23 protein-coding genes are annotated in these 23,091 nt (G+C 60.9%); 19 read left to right on the top strand and 4 right to left on the bottom strand.

The window, feature by feature from the left end:
• Window positions 1-90 precede the first annotated feature (90 nt).
• On the top strand, window positions 91-540 hold the full coding sequence (locus tag ACM6I6_RS14540; protein WP_414920097.1) for a hypothetical protein: 450 nt from the start codon (window positions 91-93) through the stop codon (window positions 538-540).
• A gap of 571 nt (window positions 541-1,111) precedes the next feature.
• Here ACM6I6_RS14540 and ACM6I6_RS14535 read toward each other — a convergent pair.
• Window positions 1,112-1,732, bottom strand: coding sequence for a TetR/AcrR family transcriptional regulator (locus ACM6I6_RS14535; protein ID WP_046817413.1), 621 nt, complete (start codon window positions 1,730-1,732; stop codon window positions 1,112-1,114).
• Window positions 1,733-1,870: 138 nt separating this feature from the next.
• On the opposite strand from ACM6I6_RS14535, the gene copC reads away from it, so the two are divergent.
• From copC to ACM6I6_RS14490, 9 genes are all read left to right on the top strand, one after another.
• Complete coding sequence (copC, locus tag ACM6I6_RS14530; protein WP_414920096.1) at window positions 1,871-2,236, top strand: copper homeostasis periplasmic binding protein CopC; 366 nt, start codon at window positions 1,871-1,873, stop codon at window positions 2,234-2,236.
• A gap of 3 nt (window positions 2,237-2,239) precedes the next feature.
• Window positions 2,240-2,596: a hypothetical protein gene (locus tag ACM6I6_RS14525; RefSeq protein ID WP_414920095.1), complete on the top strand. Its 357-nt coding sequence runs from the start codon at window positions 2,240-2,242 to the stop codon at window positions 2,594-2,596.
• 483 nt (window positions 2,597-3,079) lie between these two features.
• Window positions 3,080-4,378: an OprD family porin gene (locus ACM6I6_RS14520; RefSeq protein WP_414920094.1), complete on the top strand. Its 1,299-nt coding sequence runs from the start codon at window positions 3,080-3,082 to the stop codon at window positions 4,376-4,378.
• A 276-nt stretch (window positions 4,379-4,654) separates the two neighbouring features.
• Entirely contained in the window at window positions 4,655-5,479 is an 825-nt protein-coding gene (locus tag ACM6I6_RS14515; RefSeq protein ID WP_323606017.1) for an NAD(P)-dependent oxidoreductase, read from the top strand.
• 38 nt (window positions 5,480-5,517) lie between these two features.
• A complete protein-coding gene (locus ACM6I6_RS14510) occupies window positions 5,518-6,405 on the top strand; it encodes an SMP-30/gluconolactonase/LRE family protein (RefSeq protein ID WP_414920093.1) in 888 nt (295 codons plus the stop codon).
• A 60-nt stretch (window positions 6,406-6,465) separates the two neighbouring features.
• Window positions 6,466-7,437 (top strand): TRAP transporter substrate-binding protein, encoded by a 972-nt coding sequence (locus tag ACM6I6_RS14505; RefSeq protein WP_414920092.1) that lies wholly within the window; start codon window positions 6,466-6,468, stop codon window positions 7,435-7,437.
• Between the two features lie 78 nt (window positions 7,438-7,515).
• A complete protein-coding gene (locus ACM6I6_RS14500) occupies window positions 7,516-8,043 on the top strand; it encodes a TRAP transporter small permease (RefSeq protein WP_323606020.1) in 528 nt (175 codons plus the stop codon).
• Complete coding sequence (locus ACM6I6_RS14495) at window positions 8,044-9,324, top strand: TRAP transporter large permease (RefSeq protein WP_056852883.1); 1,281 nt, start codon at window positions 8,044-8,046, stop codon at window positions 9,322-9,324.
• Window positions 9,325-9,454: 130 nt separating this feature from the next.
• Window positions 9,455-10,321, top strand: coding sequence for an aldose 1-epimerase (locus ACM6I6_RS14490; RefSeq protein ID WP_414920091.1), 867 nt, complete (start codon window positions 9,455-9,457; stop codon window positions 10,319-10,321).
• Window positions 10,322-10,388: 67 nt separating this feature from the next.
• Here ACM6I6_RS14490 and ACM6I6_RS14485 read toward each other — a convergent pair whose 3' ends face one another.
• A complete protein-coding gene (locus ACM6I6_RS14485; RefSeq protein ID WP_274076359.1) occupies window positions 10,389-11,195 on the bottom strand; it encodes a sulfite exporter TauE/SafE family protein in 807 nt (268 codons plus the stop codon).
• 161 nt (window positions 11,196-11,356) lie between these two features.
• Between ACM6I6_RS14485 and ACM6I6_RS14480 the strand changes: the two genes are divergently transcribed.
• Window positions 11,357-12,220 carry an MBL fold metallo-hydrolase gene (locus ACM6I6_RS14480; RefSeq protein ID WP_323606021.1) on the top strand — a complete coding sequence of 288 codons (864 nt, stop codon included), beginning with the start codon at window positions 11,357-11,359 and terminating at the stop codon, window positions 12,218-12,220.
• A 121-nt stretch (window positions 12,221-12,341) separates the two neighbouring features.
• Here the strand turns inward: ACM6I6_RS14480 and bkdR are convergent, their stop codons facing one another.
• Window positions 12,342-12,830: a Bkd operon transcriptional regulator BkdR gene (gene bkdR / locus ACM6I6_RS14475; RefSeq protein ID WP_008005367.1), complete on the bottom strand. Its 489-nt coding sequence runs from the start codon at window positions 12,828-12,830 to the stop codon at window positions 12,342-12,344.
• A 185-nt stretch (window positions 12,831-13,015) separates the two neighbouring features.
• Here bkdR and ACM6I6_RS14470 point away from each other — a divergent pair, with 185 nt between their 5' ends.
• The 5 genes from ACM6I6_RS14470 to ACM6I6_RS14450 all read left to right on the top strand — a co-directional run bounded on the left by ACM6I6_RS14470 (window position 13,016) and on the right by ACM6I6_RS14450 (window position 19,246).
• The gene (locus ACM6I6_RS14470; protein ID WP_323606025.1) at window positions 13,016-14,251 is read left to right on the top strand and encodes a 3-methyl-2-oxobutanoate dehydrogenase (2-methylpropanoyl-transferring) subunit alpha; all 1,236 of its coding nucleotides are present in this window, start codon (window positions 13,016-13,018) and stop codon (window positions 14,249-14,251) included.
• A gap of 1 nt (window position 14,252) precedes the next feature.
• Window positions 14,253-15,311, top strand: a complete 1,059-nt coding sequence (locus ACM6I6_RS14465; protein ID WP_274076305.1) for an alpha-ketoacid dehydrogenase subunit beta — start codon at window positions 14,253-14,255, stop codon at window positions 15,309-15,311.
• The gene (locus ACM6I6_RS14460) at window positions 15,312-16,583 is read left to right on the top strand and encodes a dihydrolipoamide acetyltransferase family protein (RefSeq protein WP_323606027.1); all 1,272 of its coding nucleotides are present in this window, start codon (window positions 15,312-15,314) and stop codon (window positions 16,581-16,583) included. It abuts the gene before it with no gap.
• Window positions 16,584-16,601: 18 nt separating this feature from the next.
• Window positions 16,602-17,984: a dihydrolipoyl dehydrogenase gene (lpdA, locus tag ACM6I6_RS14455; protein ID WP_414920090.1), complete on the top strand. Its 1,383-nt coding sequence runs from the start codon at window positions 16,602-16,604 to the stop codon at window positions 17,982-17,984.
• Window positions 17,985-18,226: 242 nt separating this feature from the next.
• Window positions 18,227-19,246, top strand: coding sequence for a branched-chain amino acid aminotransferase (locus tag ACM6I6_RS14450; RefSeq protein ID WP_274076302.1), 1,020 nt, complete (start codon window positions 18,227-18,229; stop codon window positions 19,244-19,246).
• Between the two features lie 63 nt (window positions 19,247-19,309).
• Here the strand turns inward: ACM6I6_RS14450 and ACM6I6_RS14445 are convergent, their stop codons facing one another.
• Window positions 19,310-19,651: an FKBP-type peptidyl-prolyl cis-trans isomerase gene (locus ACM6I6_RS14445; protein WP_274076301.1), complete on the bottom strand. Its 342-nt coding sequence runs from the start codon at window positions 19,649-19,651 to the stop codon at window positions 19,310-19,312.
• Window positions 19,652-19,796: 145 nt separating this feature from the next.
• On the opposite strand from ACM6I6_RS14445, the gene ACM6I6_RS14440 reads away from it, so the two are divergent.
• From ACM6I6_RS14440 to ACM6I6_RS14430, 3 genes are all read left to right on the top strand, one after another.
• Window positions 19,797-20,852, top strand: coding sequence for a M4 family metallopeptidase (locus ACM6I6_RS14440; protein WP_414920089.1), 1,056 nt, complete (start codon window positions 19,797-19,799; stop codon window positions 20,850-20,852).
• Window positions 20,849-21,172 (top strand): protealysin inhibitor emfourin, encoded by a 324-nt coding sequence (locus ACM6I6_RS14435; protein WP_406592944.1) that lies wholly within the window; start codon window positions 20,849-20,851, stop codon window positions 21,170-21,172. The genes ACM6I6_RS14440 and ACM6I6_RS14435 overlap by 4 nt, the downstream gene beginning before the upstream one ends.
• 104 nt (window positions 21,173-21,276) lie before the next feature.
• On the top strand, window positions 21,277-23,085 hold the full coding sequence (locus ACM6I6_RS14430) for a monovalent cation:proton antiporter-2 (CPA2) family protein (RefSeq protein WP_274076298.1): 1,809 nt from the start codon (window positions 21,277-21,279) through the stop codon (window positions 23,083-23,085).
• Window positions 23,086-23,091 lie beyond the last annotated feature (6 nt).

Below are 23,091 nucleotides of genomic sequence, written 5' to 3'. Positions count from 1 at the left end.
CTAGTAGACGCCCCCCGAATTAACTACGAAACTGACACGCATTCATTTCGCCAGCGAGGTCTGCGTCATGTCAGCCCCAGCATTGAAGATTTGCGCCGTTATGTATACGACCCATTGGATCGACTTATTGGTGTGGGACTTTTGCAGACCGAGGGCACCCAGCGTTTCTATCAAGAGAACCACCTGGCTACCGAGCTGGGACAACAGATACAACGAACAATCTTCCGCCATCAAGCCCAACCATTGGCGCAGAGTCAAAGTGAAGCCGGTGTGACCGAAACCACGCTGCTCGCAACCGACCAGGCGCATTCACTGCTAAAAACGGTGTCGAGAGCTAGTCTGCAGCAATTTGCCTATACCGCCTACGGCCATCATCCGGCTGAAAGTGGATTAAGTCGTTGGCTCGGGTTTAACGGAGAGAGTTCTGACGAGATTACGGGTAACTATCCACTTGGACAAGGCAACCGTTTTTATAACCCTTTTTTATGCGTTTTACGACCCCGGATGATGTTAGCCCTTTTGATGAGGGGGGGGGATTAATGCCTATGCTTATTGCGGTAACGATCCAGTTAATAATTTCGACCCATCCGGAGAAGCTCCTATTTGGCGACCCTGGCTGTCATCAGTTATCGTCAAAAACCCACTAAAACAAATCAGACCAACAACCGCAACCATTAGCAAACAATCATCAATCAACTTGGGAAATCATCCAATAAGTAAACCCTCACCGCGACATCCTACTTTACCATTGGTTGATGAAGTTACTTTGCTTGAGCCAAATTTCAAGCCTACACAAAGTTCTGGGAATAAAAAGTTAAAACCTACTCAACCGGCCTTAGACAATAGAAAGCGTGTTAGAGACGCAATACGCTATGATGAGATAATAAAAAAAACCCCAGACTTCAACACAGTTGCAACGACAAGAATGGTAGATCGCTTGAACTACTACTATCAAGAAGTAAAGAATTTTTTTACGTCGGGTAGACCTCGCCATGAGTTCAGTAAACTAAATTCTATTCTCCGAAATGTTGAAGCTGAAATCAAGCAATACAGCGTCAAACAGCACATGAAACGTATACGCAATCTTAAACGATAACGCCGTACATACCACCTACGGCTCCAACCCAATCCCCCGCAAAATCACACTGGTCACCGTCTGCACCGCCCGTTCAAACTGCATGTCCGACAGCGGTTGGTGATCATTGAGAATATTCACCTGATGATCAAAGTCGGCGTAGTGCTGGGTCGAGGCCCAGATCATGTACAGCAGGCTTGAAGGCTCCACTGGCAGGATGCGGCCGTCGTCGACCCACTGGCGGATCTTCGCTTCCTTCATCTTGGCCCAGTCGTACAGGCTCGCGTCGAGCTTCTCGCCAAGGGTCGGTGCGCCGTGGATGATTTCGTTGGCCCAGACTTTCGAGCCGTAGGGGCGGCTGCGCGAGTGGTTCATCTTGGCGCGGATATAGCTGCTGAGCACCACGCGCGGGTCGTCGAACATCTCGAAGCACAGCGCATCCTGCTTCCACACTTCCAGCAGGTCGAACAGCACGGCGCTGTACAGTTCGGTCTTGGTGCTGAAGTAGTAATGCAGGTTGGAACGCGGCAGTTGCACTTCGGCGGCGATATCGGCCATGGCGGTGCTGCCAAAGCCTTTTTCGGCGAAGACCTTCTCGGCCCCCAGCAGAATTTTCTCGACGTTACTGCGACGGATCTCGATCTTGTGATTGCCCATGAGGGCTCCCTGACAACAACATTGAACAAGACTAGCACCGCTCTACGGCGCGGCGACAGAGGACAACCAAACTTCGTATAACCGCTCTGGCGCGGCTAGACTGACCACCACTTGAAACCTGCCGCCGAGGGACCCGACATGCGTTTAAAGAACACCCTGACCACCACCGCTCTGCTCGGCGCGCTCCTGTGCGCCACATCCGTATGGGCTCACGCCCACCTGCAAAGCCAGACACCTGCTGCCGACAGCACCGTGAAGCCTCCCGCGGAACTGAGCCTGGTGTTTTCCGAAGGCGTCGAGGCCGACTTCTGCAAAGTCACGATCAGCCGCGACGGCGACGAGATCCTGGTCAAAAGCCTGGTCACCCAGGGTCCTGATAAAAAGACCCTGATTGTCACGCCGGCGGTCCCCTTCACCGCTGGAGACTACAAGGTCGAGTGGCATGTGGTGTCGGTCGATACCCACAAAAGCGAAGGCGCCTACGCGTTCAAGGTGGGCCAGTAATACATGGCGGATGCGATGGTGCTGTGCCGCTTCGTGCATTTTTGCGTGGTGCTGATGTTGTTCGGGGCGTGGGTGTTCCGGCCGCTGCTGTTGGGTCACCTCACAACGCTGGATCAGCCACTGTTGCGCCTCAGTCAGTGGCTGGCGGTCGTGGCGCTGGCCAGCGGTGTCGGCTGGTTACTGCTGGTCACCGCGAGCATGGCGGGCACCTGGGCGGCGGCGTTCGAACCGGCGATTTTGCTGCGGGTGCTTGGCCGTACTTTTTTCGGTGAGGTCTGGGGCTGGCACCTGCTGCTCAACGCTTTGCTGGTGATCCTGCTGCTGACGCCATGGCGCTCCAGTCTCCCCTTGGCGCGGTAGCTGCCGTCTCTTTGCTGGGCACCTTGGCACCCATGATTTCCGGCTGACAAACCCTGTCCCCTGTGGGAGCCAGCCTGCTGGCGATGGCGGAGTATCAGCCTGCATCAATGTTGAATGTGAGATGGCTATCGCCAGCAGGCTGGCTCCCACAAATTACAGTGTGCTGCTGGAGTGGTTGCTGGGGCTTGGCGCGGTAGCTGCCGTCTCTTTGCTGGGCACCCTGGCACCGATGATTTCCGGCTGACAAACCCTGTCCCCTGTGGGAGCCAGCCTGCTGGCGATGGCGGAGTGTCAGCCTGCATCAATGTTGAATGTGAGATGGCTATCGCCAGCAGGCTGGCTCACACAGGTTTTAACCATTGCCTTAAAGTCATCGTATAACTTCCGATTGACAACCCCTTAAAATCCCGCAAATATCTGCGTCAATGTTGTACGACGACGTATGACAAAAATAAAAACAAAAAGCAGCAAGGGAGCGTCACAGTGAGCAAGCTCGTCCGCGATTCGTCCGCCCGTACCCCACGCCCTTCCTTTACCCGTTTGCAGACGCTGAGCCTGATCGGTTGCAGCAGCCTGACCCTCGCCCTGCCCATCGCCTGCCAGGCCGAAGGCTTCACCGATGACGCCAAAGCCACGCTGAACCTGCGCAACGCCTACATCAATCGCAACTACACCAACCCGGCCTACCCCCAGGGCAAGGCGGAAGAATGGACACAGAACTTCATCCTCGACGCCAAGTCCGGCTACACCCAGGGCCCGGTCGGCTTGGGTGTCGATGTGCTTGGCCTGTACTCGCAGAAGCTCGACGGCGGCAAAGGCACCGGGGGTACGCAGTTGCTGCCGATCCACGGTGACGGCCGCCCGGCCGACAACTTTGGGCGCCTGGGCGTGGCGCTCAAAGGCAAGATCTCGAAAACAGAACTGAAGGTCGGCGAATGGATGCCGGTGCTGCCGATCCTGCGTTCCGACGACGGTCGCTCGCTGCCGCAAACCTTCCGCGGCGGCCAGCTGACCTCCACCGAGATCAGCGGCCTGACGCTCTACGGCGGGCAGTTCCGCCAGAACAGCCCGCGCAACGATGCGAGCATGGAAGACATGTTCATGAACGGCAAATCGGCCGCCTTCACCTCGGACCGATTCAACTTCGGCGGCGGCGAATACGCCTTCAACGACAAACGCACCCAGGTCGGCGTCTGGTATGCCGAACTCAGCGATGTCTATCAGCAGCAGTATTTCAACCTCAGCCACAGCCAGCCCATCGGCGACTGGACCCTGGGCGCCAACCTCGGCTACTTCATCGGCAAGGAAGACGGCAGCGCCCTGGCCGGCGACCTCGACAACAAGACCGCGTTTGCCCTGCTCTCGGCCAAATACGGCGGCAACACCTTCTACGTCGGCCTGCAAAAACTCAGCGGCGACGACGTGTGGATGCGGGTCAACGGCACCAGTGGCGGGACCTTGGCTAACGACAGCTACAACTCCAGCTATGACAACGCCAAAGAGAAGTCCTGGCAGGTGCGTCACGACTACAACTTCGTCGCCCTCGGCATTCCCGGCCTGACCCTGATGAACCGCTACATCAGCGGCGACAACGTGCACACCGGCACCATCACCGACGGCAAGGAATGGGGCCGTGAATCGGAACTGGCCTACACCGTGCAGAGCGGTGCGCTGAAAAACCTCAACGTGAAATGGCGCAACGCGAGTATCCGCAAGGATTTCAGCACTAACGAATTTGATGAGAACCGGATTTTCATCAGCTATCCGATTTCGTTGTTGTAATTCCCGAAGATCGACCTCGTACCTGTAGGAGCCGGCTTGCCGGCGAAGGCGATCTCGCGGACGCCTTCGCTGGCAAGCCAGCTCCTACAGGTCCGAGTGCCATCAGGGATCAATCACAGGGATCGAGTTTTTCTCGGAGAATTGATCGCGACAACCCTCCGTCAAATTCCACCAATGTCGCGTTGACAAAAACCGGAAATCCTAACGATACTTCAGCAAAGTCGTACGACAACCTACAACGACCCAATAATAACAACTGCTTGTCCAGGAATTCCCATGACAACCACTGCAACCGCCCAAACGCCCTTCAATCGCCTGCTGCTGACCGGTGCCGCCGGTGGCCTGGGCAAAGTACTGCGCGAGAGCCTGCGCCCGTACGCCAATGTCATTCGCCTGTCGGACATCGCCGACATCGCCCCTGCCATTGATGATCGCGAAGAAGTCGTGCCCTGCGACCTCGCCGACAAAAACGCCGTGGATCAACTGGTCGAAGGCGTGGACGCGATCCTGCATTTTGGCGGCGTATCGGTTGAGCGCTCGTTCGAAGAAATCCTCGGCGCCAACATCTGCGGCGTGTTCCACATCTACGAAGCGGCCCGCCGCCACGGCGTCAAGCGCGTGATCTTCGCCAGTTCCAACCACGTGATCGGCTTCTACAAGCAGGACGAAGTCATCGACGCCCACTCCCCTCGCCGCCCCGACAGCTACTACGGTTTGTCCAAGTCCTACGGCGAAGACATGGCCACCTTCTACTTCGATCGCTACGGCATCGAGACGGTCAGCGTGCGCATCGGCTCTTCGTTCCCCGAACCGCAGAACCGCCGGATGATGAGCACCTGGCTGAGCTTCGGCGACCTTACCCAGCTGCTGGAACGTGCGCTCTACACCCCGAACGTCGGCCACACCGTGGTCTATGGCGCGTCCGACAACAAGGACGTCTGGTGGGACAACCGTTACGCCAGCGCGCTGGGTTACAAGCCCAAGGACACCTCCGAAGTGTTCCGTGAAAAAGTCGAAGCCCAGCCGCTGCCGGCCGCTGATGACCCTGCGCGGATCTACCAGGGCGGTGCCTTTTGCGCGGCCGGTCCGTTCGGCGACTGATCGTCCTGATCCCCCCACAACCAAGGGAATGAGTTGCCATGAAAGCCGAATTGATTGTCGATGCGCGCAACACGGTAGGTGAAAGCCCGGTGTGGGTGCCTGAGGAAAACGCCCTGTACTGGGTCGATATTCCCGCCGGCGGCCTGCAGCGCTGGAGCGCGCTGACCGGTCATGTGCACGCCTGGAAAGCCCCGCAGATGCTCGCCTGCATCGCCCGCCATCCCGACGGTGGCTGGGTCGCAGGCATGGAGAGCGGGTTCTTCCATCTGCATGCGCATGCCGACGGCAGCCTCGACAGCGAACCCCTGGCCCAGGTCGATCACGCCCGCCCGGACATGCGTCTCAACGATGGTCGCTGTGACCGCCAGGGCCGCTTCTGGGCCGGCAGCATGGTGCTGGACATGGGCGCCAATGCCGCCGTGGGCACGCTCTATCGCTACAGCGCCGGCGAGCAAGGACCGCTGCCGGCGCAATTGAACGGCCTTATCGTGCCCAACGGCCTGGCCTTCAGCCCGGACGGCCGGACCATGTACCTGTCCGACTCCCATCCGTTGGTGCAGCAGATCTGGGCCTTCGATTACGACATCGACAGCGCCACCCCTACCAACCGCCGCCTGTTCGTCGACATGAACCAGCACGCCGGTCGCCCTGATGGCGCGGCGGTCGATGCCGAAGGTTGCTACTGGATCTGCGGCAACGATGCCGGGCTGATTCACCGCTTCACCCCCGACGGTCGACTGGACCGTTCCCTGGCCGTCCCGGTGAAAAAACCGAGCATGTGCGCCTTCGGTGGCACTCGCCTGGACACCTTGTTCGTGACCTCGATCCGCCCGGGAGACGACCAGGACGAACAGTCCCTGGCCGGGGGTGTGTTCGCCCTCGATCCCGGCGTCAAGGGTCTGCCGGAGCCGCACTTCAAGCAATAAACGCAAACGTTTCACCGCTGTGCCTTGAATAAAAAAAACAACAAGACTGGAGACACCCCCATGGACTTCAAACGCACCTTGCTCGCCGCAGCACTCCCCCTCGCCTTCACCCTCAGCAGCGCCACCCATGCGCTGGAAATCAAATTTGCCGACATTCACCCTGCGGGCTATCCCACCGTGGTCGCCGAAGAACAGCTGGGCAAGACGCTGGTGGCCGACAGCGACGGCAAGCTGACCTTCAAGATGTTCGCCGGCGGTGTACTCGGCTCGGAAAAGGAAGTGGTCGAACAGGCCCAGGTCGGCGCCATCCAGATGGCCCGGGTCAGCCTCGGCATCGTCGGCCCGGTGGTACCGGACGTTAACGTGTTCAACATGCCGTTCGTGTTCCGTGACCAGGCGCACATGCGCAAGGTCATCGATGGCGAAGTGGGCGACGAGATCCTCGCCAAAATCACCGATTCCGAATTCGGTCTGGTGGCCTTGGCCTGGATGGATGGCGGCACGCGCAACATCTACACCAAGAAACCGGTGCGCAACCTGGAAGATCTCAAGGGCATGAAGATCCGCGTGCAAGGCAACCCGATGTTCATCGAGACCATCAACGCCATGGGCGGCAACGGCATCGCCATGGACACCGGCGAAATCTTCAGCGCCCTGCAGACCGGCGTGATCGATGGCGCGGAGAACAACCCGCCGACCCTGCTCGAACACAATCACTACCAGAACGCCAAGTTCTACAGCCTGACCGGGCACCTGATCCTGCCTGAACCTATCGTGATGTCGAAAATCACCTGGGAAAAACTAACCCCCGAGCAACAGGCGTTGGTGAAGAAAACCGCCAAAGCCGCGCAGGCACAGGAACGTACCCTGTGGGATGCAAAATCGGCCAGCAGCGAAGAAAAACTCAAGGCAGCCGGCGTCGAGTTCATCACCGTCGACAAGAAACCTTTCTATGAGGCGACCGCCTCGATTCGCGAGAAATACGGCGCACCTTACGTCGACCTGATCAAGCGCATCGAAGCCGTTCAGTAACCCTCCCTGCACTCAAGAAAGGCCCGGCGCCACTGACGTGGGTATCTGTCAGTGCGCGCCCGGTTACGGTGGAACCCGATGAAGAATCTGCTGCTACGTTTCAATGACAAGCTCTACATGACCTGTATCTGGGTCGCCGGGCTCTCCGTGCTGGCCATTTCGCTGATCATTCCCTGGGGCGTGTTTGCCCGTTATGTGCTCGGCACCGGCTCCAGTTGGCCCGAACCTACTGCAATCCTGCTGATGATGGTCTTCACCTTCATCGGCGCAGCGGCCAGCTATCGTTCCGGCTCGCACATGGCAGTGGCGATGCTCACTGATCGGATGTCGCCGCAACTGCGCCAGGCCATGAGCGTGTTTGCACAATTACTGATGGCGACCATCAGCCTGTTCATGGCGATCTGGGGCACCAAGCTTTGCTTGTCGACCTGGAACCAGTTCATGAGCGCCCTGCCGACCCTGCGAGTGGGCATCACCTACATGCCGATTCCCGTGGGCGGCGTGCTGACGCTGATTTTTGTTCTGGAAAAACTCTTGCTCGGCGATCAGAGCAACCGTCGGGTCGTGCGTTTCGACCTCGTTGAAGAAAACGAAGGGGCTGCCTGAATGGACGCTTTTATTCTGTTGGGCAGTTTTATCGCGTTGATCCTGATCGGCATGCCGGTCGCCTACGCACTGGGGCTCTCGGCGCTGATCGGCGCGTTCTGGATCGACATTCCGTTCCAGGCGCTGATGATCCAGGTCGCCGGTGGCGTGAACAAGTTTTCCCTGCTGGCGATTCCGTTCTTCGTGCTGGCCGGTGCGATCATGGCCGAGGGCGGAATGTCCAGGCGTCTGGTGGCGTTTGCCGGGGTGCTGGTCGGGTTCGTGCGCGGTGGCCTGTCGCTGGTCAATATCATGGCTTCGACTTTCTTCGGCGCGATCTCCGGCTCCTCGGTGGCCGACACCGCCTCGGTCGGTTCGGTGCTGATCCCGGAAATGGAGCGCCGCGGCTATCCCCGTGAGTTCGCCACCGCCGTGACCGTCAGCGGTTCGGTGCAGGCCCTGCTGACCCCGCCGAGCCACAACTCGGTGCTCTACTCGCTGGCCGCTGGCGGTACGGTGTCGATTGCCTCGTTGTTCATGGCCGGCGTGGTACCGGGCCTGTTGATGAGCGCGTGCCTGATGGTGCTGTGCCTGATCTTCGCCAAGAAGCGTGACTACCCCAAGGGTGAAGTCATCCCGATGCGCGAAGCGCTGAAGATCTGCGGCGAAGCGTTGTGGGGCCTGATGGCGATGGTCATCATCCTCGGCGGCATTCTCTCGGGGATTTTCACCGCGACCGAGTCCGCGGCCATTGCCGTGCTCTGGTCGTTCTTCGTGACCATGTTCATCTACCGCGACTACAAATGGAGCGAGCTGCCGAAACTGATGCATCGCACGGTGCGCACCATCTCGATCGTGATGATCCTGATCGGCTTCGCCGCCAGCTTCGGCTACATCATGACCCTGATGCAGATCCCGGCGAAGATCACCACGATGTTCCTGACCCTGTCGGACAACCGTTACGTGATCCTGATGTGCATCAACGTCATGCTGCTGTTGCTCGGTACCGTGATGGACATGGCGCCGCTGATCCTGATCCTCACGCCGATCCTGATGCCGGTGATTCTCGGCATTGGCGTGGACCCGGTGCAGTTCGGCATGATCATGCTGGTGAACCTGGGGATTGGTTTGATAACACCCCCGGTGGGCGCGGTGCTCTTTGTGGGGTCGGCCGTGGGTAAAGTCAGCATCGAATCTACCGTCAAGGCCCTGCTGCCGTTCTACGGCGTGCTGTTCCTGGTGCTGATGGCCGTGACCTACATTCCTGCGCTGTCGCTGTGGTTGCCGCATCTGGTGTTGTAACCCGGCTGATCTTGCAACGCTTTGACTGTAGGAGCCGGTTTGCCGGCGAAGGCGTACTCAAGGACGCCTTCGCCGGCAAGCCGGCTCCTACATAGGGTAATCCGTGCATCTCTTTCCCTTGCTGGTGAACATGAAACCCACACTGCTCGAACTCGAAGACTCCTTCACCCGCCTCACCCTCGCCCCCGAACTCGGCGGCAGCATCGTCAACTGGACCGTGCGCAGCACTGGCCAGCCCTTGTTGCGACACGCCGATGAGCAGGCCTTGAACACCGGTCTTCCCGGCAAACTGTGCTGCTTCCCTTTGGTGCCGTGGTCCAACCGCATCGCCGAAGGCGGCTTCGATTGCCCGCACGGCTGGCTGGCCCTGACGCCCAACAGCCCCGATCCGTTACCGATTCACGGCAGCGCCTGGCAGCAACGCTGGCAGGTGGTTTCCTCAACCGCTGACGAAGTGGTGCTGCAACTCGATAGCACCGAGCCCTTTGCCTATTGCGCCCGTCAACGCTTCCATCTGAGCGAAGGCAAGCTGAGCATCGAATTGAGCGTCACCCATCTGGCCGAACAGGCAGCTTGGCATGGCCTCGGGCTGCACCCCTACCTGCCGCGCAACGCCAACACTCTATTGCAGGCCACCGCCCGACAGGTCTGGTTGTGCGATGAGAGAAAACTGCCGACGCAACTGAGTGCGTTACCTGCCGAATGGGATTTCCAGCAGCCCAGGGCCCTGCCCCACACACTGGTCGACAACGGTTTCTGCCAATGGGATGGCCACTGCCTGATCCAACAACCCGACCTCGGTTACGAGCTGGACTGTCAGGCCAGTGGTAGCGATTACTATTTGCTCTATTGCCCGCCAGGCCTGGCGTTTTTCTGCATCGAACCGGTCAGCCACCCGGTCAACGCCCATCACTTGCCCGGTCGCCCGGGGTTGCGATTGCTGGAGCAGGGGCAATCCACTGAACTGGCCTTCACGCTGCAGTACCGCCCCTTGTAGGAGCCCGGCTTACCGGCGAAGGCGTCCTGAAGTGCGCCTTCGCCGGCAAGCCGGCTCCTACAATATTTCAGAGGCCCGCCCGGAACAGCATGTAGGCTGAAACCACCAGGCAGATACTCGCAAACCCAACCTGCAACGCCCGCGCCGGCACGCGCGCGCAAAGCCTGCGGCCGACGATCATGCCGACGATGCTGGAAACGATGAAGGCCACGCCCAGGCCGTCGATGCGCACCCCGGCATGCAATGCGCCGATCACGCCGATGGCCGAAATCAGGCTGATGACCATCAGGGACGTGGCGATGATGCCGCGCATCTGCACGTCGGTCAGCTGCTTGAACGCCGGCACGATCAGAAAGCCGCCGCCCACGCCCAGCAATCCCGAGACCACACCGGTCACCGCACCCAGGGCCGCAAGGGTCGCGGTGCATTTGGCAGTCCAGGAGAAGCGCCCGGTCTGCTGGTCGAGCATGCAGTTCTTCTGGCCCCAGTTGGCATGGCCGTGGTCGCTCGGGCCTTCATCCTTGCGCTCGCGGCGCAACATCCGCGCGGCCACCATCACCATCAGCAGGCTGAACAGGATCATCAGGATTTTTTCCGGCAGCTGATGGGCGAAATAGATGCCCAGCGGCGAAAAAATCGCCCCCAGCAGGGCAATCAACAGCGCCGCGCGATAGCGCACCAGGCCATGGCGCAAGCCATCGATGGCACCGACCGCCGCCGCGCTGCCCACCGCAAACAACGCGACTGGCGCGGCCGCGGTCATGCTCCATCCCAGCCCCAGCACCAGCGCCGGCACCGCCAGAATGCCGCCCCCTGCCCCGGTCAAACCGAGCACCAGGCCCATGACCACCCCAAAAAAACTCGCCAGCAACATATAACGCTCGTAATCCATGACAGAGGCCGGGAACGCCCGGTATCGATAGAATGACAGGATAGAGTCCGTCCGGATTTTTCGTTAGCAGAATTGTCGCAGGGCTGGTCAGCGCAGGGAAAATGAAACTACCCTCATGACTTACCCTTGAAGAAACAATCCACATGCCTGCCCTGATTGAAGCCTTTTTCGACGATGCCTCGTCCACCTACAGCTACGTGATCTACGAAGATAACGGCGGGCAGTGTGCGATCGTCGACCCGGTGCTCGACTACACCCCGGCAGCCGGACGCACCGGCACCCAACAGGCCGACCGGATCATCGCTTTCGTGCGCGAGCACCGCCTGCAGGTGCAATGGCTGCTGGAAACCCACGCCCACGCCGATCACCTGTCCGCCGCGCCCTACCTGCGGCGGGAACTGGGCGGCAAGATCGCCATAGGCCAGTCGATCTGCAAGGTACAGGGCGTGTTCAAGACCCTGTTCAACCTTGAGCCGGAGTTTTGCATCGACGGCTCACAGTTCGATCACCTGTTCGCCCCGGACGAGTCATTTTGCATCGGCAACCTCAAGGCCACCGCCCTGCATGTGCCGGGCCATACCCCGGCGGACATGGCCTACCTGATCGGCAACGACCTTATCCTGGTCGGCGATACCCTGTTCATGCCGGACGTCGGCACCGCCCGCTGTGACTTTCCCGGCGGCGACGCCCACCAGATGTTCGCCTCGATCCACAAGCTGCTGGCCTTCCCCGCCAGCGTGCGCCTCTACGTCTGCCACGACTACCCGCCCGAGGGCCGTGAACCGCACTGCATGACCACCGTGGGCGAGCAACGCAAAAACAATATCCACGTGCGCGACGGCATCGACGAAGCCGCGTTCGTCGACATGCGCACCCGCCGCGATGCCGGGTTGGGCATGCCGACGCTGCTGCTGCCGGCGATCCAGGTGAATGTGCGGGCGGGGAATCTGCCGCCGGCGGAAGACAATGGCGTGACTTACCTGAAGATTCCCCTGAATAAATTCTGACCTGTGGGAGCGAGCTTGCTCGCGGAAAACCTGAGAACACCGCGGGGTGTCAGGCTCCCCACGTCATCGTTGACCTTCATCGCGAGCAATCGAGCGTCGACCGGCTGCTCCTACAGGAGCTTCAATTATTCAAGGTCAAGCCATTGGCCGGCAACGGCAGCGCCGTCTTGTACCGCACCTGCTTGAGCGCAAAGCTCGACCGGATGTTCGCCACCCCCGGCACCTTGGTCAGGAAGTCCATCATGAAGCGCTCCAGCGACTGAATGGTCGGCACCAGCACCCGGATCAGATAGTCCGGATCGCCAGCCATCAGATAACACTCCATCACTTCCGGGCGATCGGAGATGGCCTCTTCGAAATGCTGCAACGCCTCCTCCACCTGTTTTTCCAGGCTGACATGGATGAACACATTGACGTGCAGCCCTAGCAAGTCGGCATCCAGCAGGGTCACCTGCTCACGAATCAGCCCCAGTTCCTCCATCGCCTTGACCCGGTTGAAACACGGCGTCGGCGACAGGTTGACCGAGCGTGCCAGGTCGGCGTTGGTGATGCGTGCGTTCTCCTGAAGGCTGTTGAGAATGCCGATATCGGTACGGTCCAGTTTGCGCATGAGACAAAAACACCTGTTTTTTATGTTTATGCAGATTTTTTATCCGCAAATGATCTTGAGCGCAATGAAACAGAGAGAAATATTCTTCTTGGCCGGGCCTATGATTGTTGTAGGACAAGATTTCTTCCACAGAACGAAATCTGTCAGCTCACTACAAGAAATTCACAAGATCGAGCGTAGAAGCCATGACCCAAGCGTACGAACCGCTTCGCCTGCACGTTCCCGAACCCTCGGGCCGTCCCGGCTGTAAAACCGACTTCTCCTACCTGCACCTGACCGACGCCGGCACGGTGCGCAAACCCCCTGTTGACGTTGAACCGGCTGACACGGCTGACCTGGCCCGTGGCCTGATTCGCGTGCTCGACGACCAGGGCAACGCCTTGGGGCCGTGGGCCGACGGCGTGCCGGTGGAGATCCTGCGCAAGGGCATGCGCGCCATGCTCAAGACGCGGATCTACGACAACCGCATGGTGGTCGCCCAGCGTCAGAAGAAAATGTCGTTCTACATGCAGAGCCTCGGCGAAGAAGCCATCGGCAGCGCCCAGGCCCTGGCCCTGAACATCGACGACATGTGCTTCCCGACCTACCGCCAGCAAAGCATCCTCATGGCCCGCGAAGTGCCGCTGGTGGACCTGATCTGCCAACTGCTGTCCAACGAGCGCGATCCGCTCAAAGGCCGTCAGTTGCCGATCATGTACTCGGTGAAAGAGGCCGGTTTCTTTACCATTTCCGGCAACCTCGCCACCCAGTTCGTCCAGGCTGTGGGCTGGGGCATGGCCTCGGCGATCAAGGGCGACACCAAGATCGCCTCGGCCTGGATCGGCGACGGCGCCACCGCCGAGTCGGACTTCCATACCGCCCTGACCTTCGCCCACGTGTACCGCGCGCCGGTGATCCTCAACGTGGTCAACAACCAGTGGGCGATCTCCACCTTCCAGGCCATCGCCGGTGGTGAAGCCACCACGTTCGCTGGTCGTGGCGTCGGTTGCGGCATCGCCTCGCTGCGAGTCGATGGCAACGATTTCTACGCGGTCTACGCCGCTTCCGCCTGGGCCGCCGAACGTGCGCGCCGCAACCTCGGCCCGACCATGATCGAGTGGGTCACCTACCGCGCCGGCCCGCACTCCACCTCGGACGATCCTTCGAAATACCGTCCTGCCGACGACTGGAGCCACTTCCCGTTGGGCGACCCGATCGCGCGCCTCAAGCAGCACCTGATCAAGGTCGGCCAGTGGTCCGAAGAGGAACACGCCGCCGTCAGCGCCGAACTGGAAGCCGAAGTGATCGCCGCACAGAAAGAAGCCGAGAAATTCGGCACCCTCGCCGGCGGCCAGATTCCAAGCGCCGCGACCATGTTCGAGGACGTCTATAAAGAGATGCCGGAGCACTTGAAGCGCCAGCGTCAAGAGTTGGGGATCTGACATGAACGATCACAACAACAATATCGAGCTGGAAACCGCCATGACCACAACCACCATGACCATGATCCAGGCCCTGCGCTCGGCCATGGATGTGATGCTTGAACGTGACGACAACGTCGTGGTCTTCGGCCAGGACGTCGGCTACTTCGGCGGCGTGTTCCGCTGCACCGAAGGCCTGCAGACCAAATACGGCACCTCCCGCGTGTTCGACGCGCCGATCTCCGAAAGCGGCATCGTCGGCGTGGCCGTGGGCATGGGTGCCTATGGCCTGCGTCCGGTGGCCGAGATCCAGTTCGCCGACTATGTGTACCCGGCGTCCGACCAGATCATTTCCGAAGCCGCGCGCCTGCGTTATCGCTCGGCCGGCGAATTCACCGCACCGATGACCCTGCGCATGCCCTGCGGCGGTGGCATCTACGGTGGCCAGACCCACAGCCAGAGCATCGAGGCGATGTTCACCCAGGTTTGCGGCCTGCGCACCGTCATGCCGTCCAACCCCTACGACGCCAAGGGCTTGCTGATCGCCTCCATCGAAAACGATGACCCGGTGATTTTCCTCGAGCCCAAGCGCCTGTACAACGGCCCGTTCGACGGCCACCACGACCGCCCGGTGACCCCGTGGTCGAAACACCCCGCCGCGCAAGTGCCGGACGGCTACTACACCGTGCCGCTGGACGTCGCCGCCATCACCCGTCCGGGCAAGGACGTGACCATCCTGACCTACGGCACCACCGTGTATGTCTCGCAAGTCGCCGCTGAAGAAACCGGCATCGACGCCGAAGTGATCGACCTGCGCAGCCTGTGGCCGCTGGACCTGGAGACCATCGTCAAGTCGGTGAAGAAAACCGGCCGCTGCGTCGTGGTTCACGAAGCCACCCGTACCTGCGGTTTCGGCGCCGAACTGGTGTCGCTGGTGCAGGAGCACTGCTTCCACCACCTGGAAGCGCCAATCGAACGCGTCACCGGCTGGGACACCCCCTACCCGCACGCGCAAGAGTGGGCGTATTTCCCTGGCCCGTCCCGAGTGGGCGCGGCTTTGAAACGGGTCATGGAGGTCTGAATGGGCACGCACGTCATTAAAATGCCGGACATTGGCGAAGGCATTGCAGAAGTTGAATTGTCGGTATGGCACGTCAAGGTCGGCGACATGGTCGTCGAGGATCAGGTGCTGGCCGATGTCATGACCGACAAGGCGATGGTGGATATTCCTTCGCCGGTGCATGGCAAGGTCATCGCCCTGGGCGGCCAGCCCGGTGAAGTGATGGCGGTCGGCAGTGTGCTGATCAGCATTGAAGTCGAAGGCGCGGGCAACGTTAAGGAATCGGCGCAACCGGCTCCGGTTAAAGAAGCGCCAGTTGCTGCGCCGAAAGTCGAAACCGTGGTGGAAACCAAACCGGTCGCTGCCCCAGCGCCGAAAGCTGCCGTCTGCCAGGGCCCGATGGTGGCCCGCGAAGCCGATGAGCGTCCGCTGGCCTCTCCCGCCGTGCGCAAGCATGCGCTGGACCTCGGTATCCAGTTGCGTCTGGTCCGTGGCACTGGCCCTGCCGGTCGGGTGCTGCACGAAGACCTCGATACCTATCTGGCCCAGGGTCAGTCCAATGCGTCGACCGTCAGCAGCGCTTACAGCCAGCGCACTGACGAAGAACAGATCCCGGTGATCGGCATGCGCCGCAAGATCGCCCAGCGCATGCAGGACGCCACCCAGCGTGCCGCACACTTCAGTTATGTCGAGGAAATCGACGTGACTGCCGTGGAAGAACTGCGCGCGCACCTCAACGAAAAACACGGTGCCAGCCGCGGCAAGCTGACCTTGCTGCCGTTCCTGGTCCGCGCCCTGGTCGTCGCCCTGCGGGATTTCCCGCAGATCAACGCCCGCTACGACGACGAAGCCCAGGTCATCACCCGCCTCGGCGCGGTGCATGTCGGCATTGCCACCCAGGCGGATATCGGCTTGATGGTGCCGGTGGTGCGTCACGCCGAAGCCCGCAGCCTGTGGGACAGCGCCCAGGAAATCTCCCGTCTGGCCACGGCTGCCCGTAACGGCAAGGCCAGCCGCGATGAACTGTCCGGCTCGTCCATCACCCTGACCAGCCTCGGCGCGTTGGGCGGCATCGTCAGCACCCCGGTGCTGAACCTGCCGGAAGTGGCGATCGTCGGCGTGAACAAGATCGTCGAACGGCCGATGGTGATCAAAGGCCAGATCGTGATCCGCAAGATGATGAACCTCTCCAGCTCCTTCGATCACCGGGTGGTCGACGGCATGGACGCGGCGCAATTCATCCAGGCCGTGCGTGGCCTGCTCGAACAACCCGCCACCTTGTTTGTGGACTGATTTTTGTTGGAGAGCATCATGCAAACTCTGAACACCACGCTGCTGATCATCGGCGGCGGCCCTGGCGGTTATGTGACGGCGATCCGTGCTGGCCAGTTGGGCATTCCGACCATCCTGGTGGAAGGCCAATCCCTGGGCGGCACCTGCCTGAACATCGGCTGCATTCCGTCCAAGGCGCTGATTCACGTCGCTGAACAGTTCCACCAGACGCAGAACCATAGCCAGCATTCGGCCCTGGGCATCAGCGTTGCGGCGCCGACCCTCGACATCACCAAGAGCGTCGAGTGGAAGGACGGCATCGTCGACCGCCTGACCACCGGCGTCGCAGCCCTGCTGAAAAAGAACAAGGTCCAGGTCATTCAAGGCTGGGCCAAGGTTGTCGACGGCAAAACCGTCGACATCGGCGACACGCGCATTCAGTGCGAGCACCTGGTGCTCGCCACCGGGTCGAAAAGCGTGAACCTGCCGATGCTGCCGATTGGCGGGCCGATCATCTCCTCCACCGAAGCCTTGGCTCCGACGTCGGTGCCCAAACGCCTGGTCGTGGTGGGTGGCGGCTACATCGGCCTGGAGCTGGGCATTGCTTATCGCAAGCTCGGCGCCGACGTCAGCGTGGTCGAAGCCCAGGAGCGCATCCTGCCGGCCTACGACGCCGAACTGACCCAACCCGTGCACGACGAACTGAAAAAGCTCGGCGTGAAGCTTTACTTGAAGCACAGCGTGCAAGGATTTGATTCACAAGCAAATACCCTGCAAGTGCTGGAGCCGAATGGCGACACCCTGAACCTGGAAACCGATCAGGTGCTGGTGGCCGTCGGTCGCAAACCCAACACCCAGGGCTGGAACCTCGAAGCGCTGAACCTGGACATGAACGGCGCGTCGATCAAGATCGACAGCCGCTGCCAGACCAGCATGCGCAACGTGTATGCCATCGGCGACCTCAGTGGCGAACCGATGCTCGCCCACCGGGCCATGGCCCAGGGCGAGATGGTGGCTGAGCTGATCAGCGGCAAGCACCGCGAATTCAACCCCACCGCCATCGCCGCCGTGTGCTTTACCGACCCGGAACTGGTGGTGGTCGGCCAGACCCCGGACGACGCCAAGGCCGCTGGCCTGGACTGCATCGTCTCGAACTTCCCGTTCGCCGCCAATGGCCGGGCGATGACACTGGAGTCCAAAAGCGGCTTCGTGCGCGTGGTCGCTCGTCGGGATAATCATGTGATTGTCGGCTGGCAGGCAGTGGGTGTCGGCGTCTCCGAATTGTCCACGGCGTTCGCGCAAAGCCTGGAAATGGGCGCGCGGCTGGAAGACATTGGTGGCACCATCCATGCGCATCCGACCTTGGGCGAAGCTGTTCAGGAAGCGGCGTTGCGTGCCTTGGGGCATGCGCTGCACCTGTGATTCGGAAAAATTGATGGCGGCAGGGATGGCCCCATCGCCAGCAGGCTGGCTCCCACATTTGCAATGCGTTCCCCTGTGGGAGCCAGCCTGCTGGCGATTTCTTGAGGCCAACCCGATTTATCTGCCTGTCATCCGATAGTCCGGGCTGCGAAATGGGCCCGGAATGAAGTATTGTTGTCCCCATCCAGAAAACGTCAGAAACATTGAACCGTTTCGGCGGTTGTTAAGTGATAGAGGGTGTCATGGGTAACGAAAGCATCAATTGGGACAAGCTGGGTTTTGACTACATCAAGACCGACAAGCGCTATCTGTCGAACTGGCGTAATGGCGAGTGGGACAAGGGCACCCTGACAGAAGACAATGTGCTGCACATCAGCGAAGGCTCCACGGCCCTTCACTATGGCCAGCAATGCTTCGAAGGCCTGAAGGCCTATCGTTGCAAGGACGGTTCGATCAACCTGTTCCGCCCAGACCAGAACGCCGCACGCATGCAACGCAGCTGCGCGCGCCTGCTGATGCCGCAAGTGTCCACCGAGCAGTTCATCGAAGCGTGCAAGGAAGTGGTCCGCGCCAACGAGCGTTTCATCCCGCCTTACGGCACCGGCGGCGCGCTGTACCTGCGTCCGTTCGTGATCGGCGTGGGTGACAACATCGGCGTGCGTACCGCCCCCGAGTTCATCTTCTCGATCTTCTGCATCCCGGTCGGCGCCTACTTCAAGGGCGGCCTCACCCCGCACAACTTCCTGATCTCCAGCTACGACCGCGCCGCGCCACAAGGCACCGGTGCGGCCAAGGTCGGTGGCAACTACGCCGCCAGCCTGATGCCAGGTTCCCAGGCCAAGAAAGCCCACTTCGCCGACGCCATCTACCTGGATCCGATGACCCACACCAAGATCGAGGAAGTCGGTTCGGCCAACTTCTTCGGGATCACCCACGACAACAAGTTCGTGACCCCGAACTCGCCGTCGGTGCTGCCGGGCATCACCCGCCTGTCGCTGATCGAGCTGGCCAAGTCGCGCCTGGGCCTGGAAGTGATCGAAGGTGACGTGTTCATCGACAAGCTGTCGGACTTCAAGGAAGCCGGCGCTTGCGGTACGGCTGCCGTGATCACGCCGATCGGCGGCATCAGCTACAACGACCACCTGCACGTATTCCACAGCGAAACCGAAGTCGGCCCGATCACCCAGAAGCTCTACAAAGAGCTGACCGGCGTGCAAACCGGCGACGTCGAAGCGCCAGCCGGCTGGATCGTCAAGGTCTGACCTGACGCCCCCCTGCCATAAAAAACGCCGCCCTCGAATTCGAAGGCGGCGTTTTTTTATGCCTCATCCATCATCCCGCGTCAGCACTTCCAGCAACTCGATCTCGAATATCAGGTTCGAATTGGGCGTGATCCTGCCCATCGTGCGCTCGCCGTAGGCCAGGTGCGCCGGGACCAGCAGTTTGCGCTTGCCACCGACCTGCATGCCCATCAGGCCCTGGTCCCAGCCCTTGATCACCCGCCCGGTGCCGATCACGCACTGGAACGGCTTGCCTCGACTGTAGGAAGAGTCGAATTCGCTACCGTCTTCCAGCCAGCCACGGTATTGGGTGGTGATCAGCGCGCCTTTGACGGCGGCCTTGCCGTCACCCGGCTCAAGATCAATGATTTGCAGTTCGTCGTTCATGTTCTTAACTCATCTACAGTGCCCTGGACTTGCGGGCGCGGACGCAGGTTTTCGCAGAATCCGCCGCGGATGGCAACCGGCGGAACCGCAAGAGCCCGTTCCGCTCAGAATAAGTATCGATTTCGCGCTCAGAAAGGATGCTCTGATGAACGATCTGCGCAGTTTCATTCCGCCGTACATTCTGCATCGTATCGTCGCGCACGGCTCTGAACGCCAGCGTTCCAGCGCCATGAGCACGCTGGCCCACGTGCGCACCCTGTGGCACCCGCCTGGCCCACCGGTGCGCACTGCTGCTGCCGCGATCCTGCCAGCCCCCGGCAAACCTGGCCAGGCACAGCGCAGCGTGCATGATGCCCAGGGCAAGATGCTCTTGCCCGGCATGCCGGTACGCCTTGAAGGCCAGGCAGCGAGCGGCGATCCGGCGGTCGATGAAGCTTACGACGCCTTGGGAGCCAGCTACGATTTCTTCTGGAAGGTGCTGGGCCGTGACTCCATCGACAACAAGGGTTTTGCTCTTATCGGCAGCGTGCATTATGGCCAGGACTACGAAAACGCCTTCTGGAACGGCTCGCAGATGGTCTTCGGCGACGGCGATGGCGAGATCTTCGAGCGTTTCACCCGCTCCCTGGACGTGGTCGCGCACGAACTGACCCACGGCGTGGTCGAGAGCGAAGCGGGCCTGGTGTATGCCGACCAGTCCGGGGCATTGAACGAATCGCTGTCGGACGTGTTTGGCGTCCTGACCAAGCAATATCTACTGCAGCAGACCGCCGAGCAGGCGGACTGGCTGATCGGCGCGGATTTGCTGACACCGCGCATCAAGGGCATCGGTTTGCGCTCGATGGCCCACCCGGGCACCGCCTACGACGACCCGCTGCTGGGCAAGGACCCGCAACCGGATCACATGCGCAAATTCGTCATCACCCAGGAGGACAATGGCGGCGTGCACATCAATTCAGGCATACCCAACCGGGCGTTTTACCTCGCCGCCAAGGGTTTGGGCGGCTTTGCCTGGGAAAAGGCCGGGCTGATCTGGTATGACGCCCTGTGCGACAAGCGCTTGGTCCGCGAGGCGTCGTTCAGCGCCTTTGCAGAACTGACCGTGGAGCACGCGCGGCGGCGCTTCACGGCCAGGGAAGCTCTGGCAGTGCAGCATGGCTGGTCGCAGGTGGGTGTCGATTCGACACAGGAGGAACCATGAAAACCCTGCCAACACTGGACGACCGGGCGGTTGTGCGCCTCTCTCGCCAGGGCGGCTTTGCCGCGATCCAGGCCACGACTCGGCCCCGGGAGATTGCATTCGCGCAATGCAGTATCGATCAACGCACTCGTATCTGTAGCTTGCTTGAAGGTTGCGTGCCGCTGGCCAGCCCGGTCGCAGGCGGGGGCGACCAGCGTTTCTACCAGATCGAACTGCGCTACCGCGAAGGCGATCAGGATGACCAAATGGTGATGAAGGTCCCGGAAGACCAGGCTCCTGCTGAGCTGGTACGGCTCTGGAACCTGGGCGAATTGTTGTAGCGGCGCGGCATTGCCCGCGCAAAACTTCCCTCCTGCGATAGCGTTGACCCAAGACCAGCCTTTATCCTTGTCGACCGCCGTACCGAGTTGATGGAGTTTTTCTCATGCCCCATGAAGGCAGTCTGTTGCAAGCCGCAGTCGTATTCCTGCTCGCGGCCGTACTCACCGTTCCCCTGGCCAAGCGCCTGCAACTGGGCGCGGTGCTGGGTTATCTGTTTGCCGGGGTGATCATCGGCCCCTCGGGCCTGGGCCTGATCGGCAATACGGAAAGCGTTGCGCACATCTCGGAACTTGGCGTGGTGTTGCTGCTGTTCATCATCGGTCTTGAGTTGTCGCCACGCCGCTTGTGGGTGATGCGCAAGGCGGTGTTCGGCGTCGGCTTGGCGCAGGTGCTGCTGACCGGAGCGCTGCTGGGCGCGTTGGCCCTGTATGTGTTTGGGCAACCCCTGAACACCTCGATCGTGCTGGGCCTCGGGCTGGCCCTGTCGTCCACCGCCTTCGGCCTGCAGAGCCTGGCCGAACGCAAGGAACTGACCAGCCCCCACGGGCGCCTGGCGTTCGCGATCCTGCTGTTCCAGGACATCGCCGCGATTCCATTGATTGCCATGGTACCGCTGCTGGCGGGCAGCGCTGAAAACGTCAGCGCGGCCGACGATGTGAACCAGGGCCTGCGCGTATTGATCAGCATCGCCATCGTGGTAGTCGGCGGACGCTACCTGCTGCGTCCGGTGTTCCGCGTGGTGGCCAAGAGCGGCTTGCCGGAAGTGTCCACCGCGACTGCGTTGCTGGTGGTGATGGGCACCGCCTGGCTGATGGACCTGGCCGGCATTTCCATGGCCCTCGGTGCCTTCCTTGCGGGCCTGCTGCTGGCGGACTCCGAGTATCGCCACGAACTGGAAGCGCAGATCGAACCTTTCAAGGGCCTGCTGCTGGGGCTTTTCTTCATGAGTGTCGGCATGGGCGCCAACCTCAGCCTGCTGCTGAGCGAGCCCATCGTGGTGCTGGGACTGACCCTGCTGCTGATCGCCGTCAAGCTGCCGTTGCTGTTCATCGTGGGCAAGCTGGCTGGCGGTTTGAACCGGATCAGCGCCATTCGCCTGGGCATCGTGCTGGCCGCCGGTGGCGAGTTTGCCTTCGTGGTGTTCAAGATCGGCCGTGACCATGGCTTGTTCGATCCGCGCCTGTACGACTTGCTGGTGCTGGCGATCACCCTGTCGATGGCGATGACCCCACTGTTGCTGCTGCTGTGCGCCCGCCTGGCCAGCCCCAAGGTACAACCGGTGGCAGTGCCGGAGCAATTTCGCGAAATCGATGCCGATGAACCCCGGGTGGTGATCGCCGGCATGGGCCGCATGGGGCAGATCGTTGCGCGTATCCTGCGGGCGCAGAACATCAAGTTCGTGGCCCTCGACACCTCGGTTGAAACCATCGAACTGTCGCGCAGCTTCGGCGGCGTGCCGGTGTACTACGGCGACCCGATGCGCCCTGAAATCCTCAACGCGGCCAAGGTCGGCGATGCCGAATTCTTCATCATCGCCACCGACGACCCGGACACCAACATCAAGACCGCTGAGCTCGTGCACAAGCTCTATCCGCACATCAAGATCATTGCCCGCGCGCGCAACCGCCAGCATGTGCATCGCCTGGTGGACCTGGGTGCCCACGCGGTGCGCGAAACCTTCTATTCCAGCCTGGAAATGAGCCGGCAGACCTTGATCGGCCTGGGGCTGACCCCCGAGCAGGCCGATGCACGAATCAAACGGTTCAAGCATCACGACGAGCAGGTGCTCGAAGCCCAGCATGCGATCTACGACGACGCGGTGAAGGTCAAGCAGACGGCGCAGGAAGCGCGGGCGGAATTGGCACGGCTGTTCGAGTCGGACCAGCTCGAAGAGCAAGCGAAGAACGGTTGAGGAATC

It is taken from the genome of Pseudomonas sp. IT-P218, from assembly GCF_949767605.1.
GTDB lineage: Bacteria > Pseudomonadota > Gammaproteobacteria > Pseudomonadales > Pseudomonadaceae > Aquipseudomonas > Aquipseudomonas putida_AE.
This window is presented reverse-complemented; position numbering and strand designations above follow the sequence as displayed.

What these genes read in the sequence shown, in the direction of transcription:
- ACM6I6_RS14535 (WP_046817413.1), bottom strand. Translation starts at nt 1,732, where the DNA reads ATGGGCAATCACAAGATCGAGATCCGTCGCAGTAACGTCGAGAAAATT.
- copC (WP_414920096.1), top strand. Translation starts at nt 1,871, where the DNA reads ATGCGTTTAAAGAACACCCTGACCACCACCGCTCTGCTCGGCGCGCTC.
- ACM6I6_RS14525 (WP_414920095.1), top strand. Translation starts at nt 2,240, where the DNA reads ATGGCGGATGCGATGGTGCTGTGCCGCTTCGTGCATTTTTGCGTGGTG.
- ACM6I6_RS14515 (WP_323606017.1), top strand. Translation starts at nt 4,655, where the DNA reads ATGACAACCACTGCAACCGCCCAAACGCCCTTCAATCGCCTGCTGCTG.
- ACM6I6_RS14510 (WP_414920093.1), top strand. Translation starts at nt 5,518, where the DNA reads ATGAAAGCCGAATTGATTGTCGATGCGCGCAACACGGTAGGTGAAAGC.
- ACM6I6_RS14505 (WP_414920092.1), top strand. Translation starts at nt 6,466, where the DNA reads ATGGACTTCAAACGCACCTTGCTCGCCGCAGCACTCCCCCTCGCCTTC.
- ACM6I6_RS14500 (WP_323606020.1), top strand. Translation starts at nt 7,516, where the DNA reads ATGAAGAATCTGCTGCTACGTTTCAATGACAAGCTCTACATGACCTGT.
- ACM6I6_RS14495 (WP_056852883.1), top strand. Translation starts at nt 8,044, where the DNA reads ATGGACGCTTTTATTCTGTTGGGCAGTTTTATCGCGTTGATCCTGATC.
- ACM6I6_RS14490 (WP_414920091.1), top strand. Translation starts at nt 9,455, where the DNA reads ATGAAACCCACACTGCTCGAACTCGAAGACTCCTTCACCCGCCTCACC.
- ACM6I6_RS14485 (WP_274076359.1), bottom strand. Translation starts at nt 11,195, where the DNA reads ATGTTGCTGGCGAGTTTTTTTGGGGTGGTCATGGGCCTGGTGCTCGGT.
- ACM6I6_RS14480 (WP_323606021.1), top strand. Translation starts at nt 11,357, where the DNA reads ATGCCTGCCCTGATTGAAGCCTTTTTCGACGATGCCTCGTCCACCTAC.
- bkdR (WP_008005367.1), bottom strand. Translation starts at nt 12,830, where the DNA reads ATGCGCAAACTGGACCGTACCGATATCGGCATTCTCAACAGCCTTCAG.
- ACM6I6_RS14470 (WP_323606025.1), top strand. Translation starts at nt 13,016, where the DNA reads ATGACCCAAGCGTACGAACCGCTTCGCCTGCACGTTCCCGAACCCTCG.
- ACM6I6_RS14465 (WP_274076305.1), top strand. Translation starts at nt 14,253, where the DNA reads ATGAACGATCACAACAACAATATCGAGCTGGAAACCGCCATGACCACA.
- ACM6I6_RS14460 (WP_323606027.1), top strand. Translation starts at nt 15,312, where the DNA reads ATGGGCACGCACGTCATTAAAATGCCGGACATTGGCGAAGGCATTGCA.
- lpdA (WP_414920090.1), top strand. Translation starts at nt 16,602, where the DNA reads ATGCAAACTCTGAACACCACGCTGCTGATCATCGGCGGCGGCCCTGGC.
- ACM6I6_RS14450 (WP_274076302.1), top strand. Translation starts at nt 18,227, where the DNA reads ATGGGTAACGAAAGCATCAATTGGGACAAGCTGGGTTTTGACTACATC.
- ACM6I6_RS14445 (WP_274076301.1), bottom strand. Translation starts at nt 19,651, where the DNA reads ATGAACGACGAACTGCAAATCATTGATCTTGAGCCGGGTGACGGCAAG.
- ACM6I6_RS14440 (WP_414920089.1), top strand. Translation starts at nt 19,797, where the DNA reads ATGAACGATCTGCGCAGTTTCATTCCGCCGTACATTCTGCATCGTATC.
- ACM6I6_RS14435 (WP_406592944.1), top strand. Translation starts at nt 20,849, where the DNA reads ATGAAAACCCTGCCAACACTGGACGACCGGGCGGTTGTGCGCCTCTCT.
- ACM6I6_RS14430 (WP_274076298.1), top strand. Translation starts at nt 21,277, where the DNA reads ATGCCCCATGAAGGCAGTCTGTTGCAAGCCGCAGTCGTATTCCTGCTC.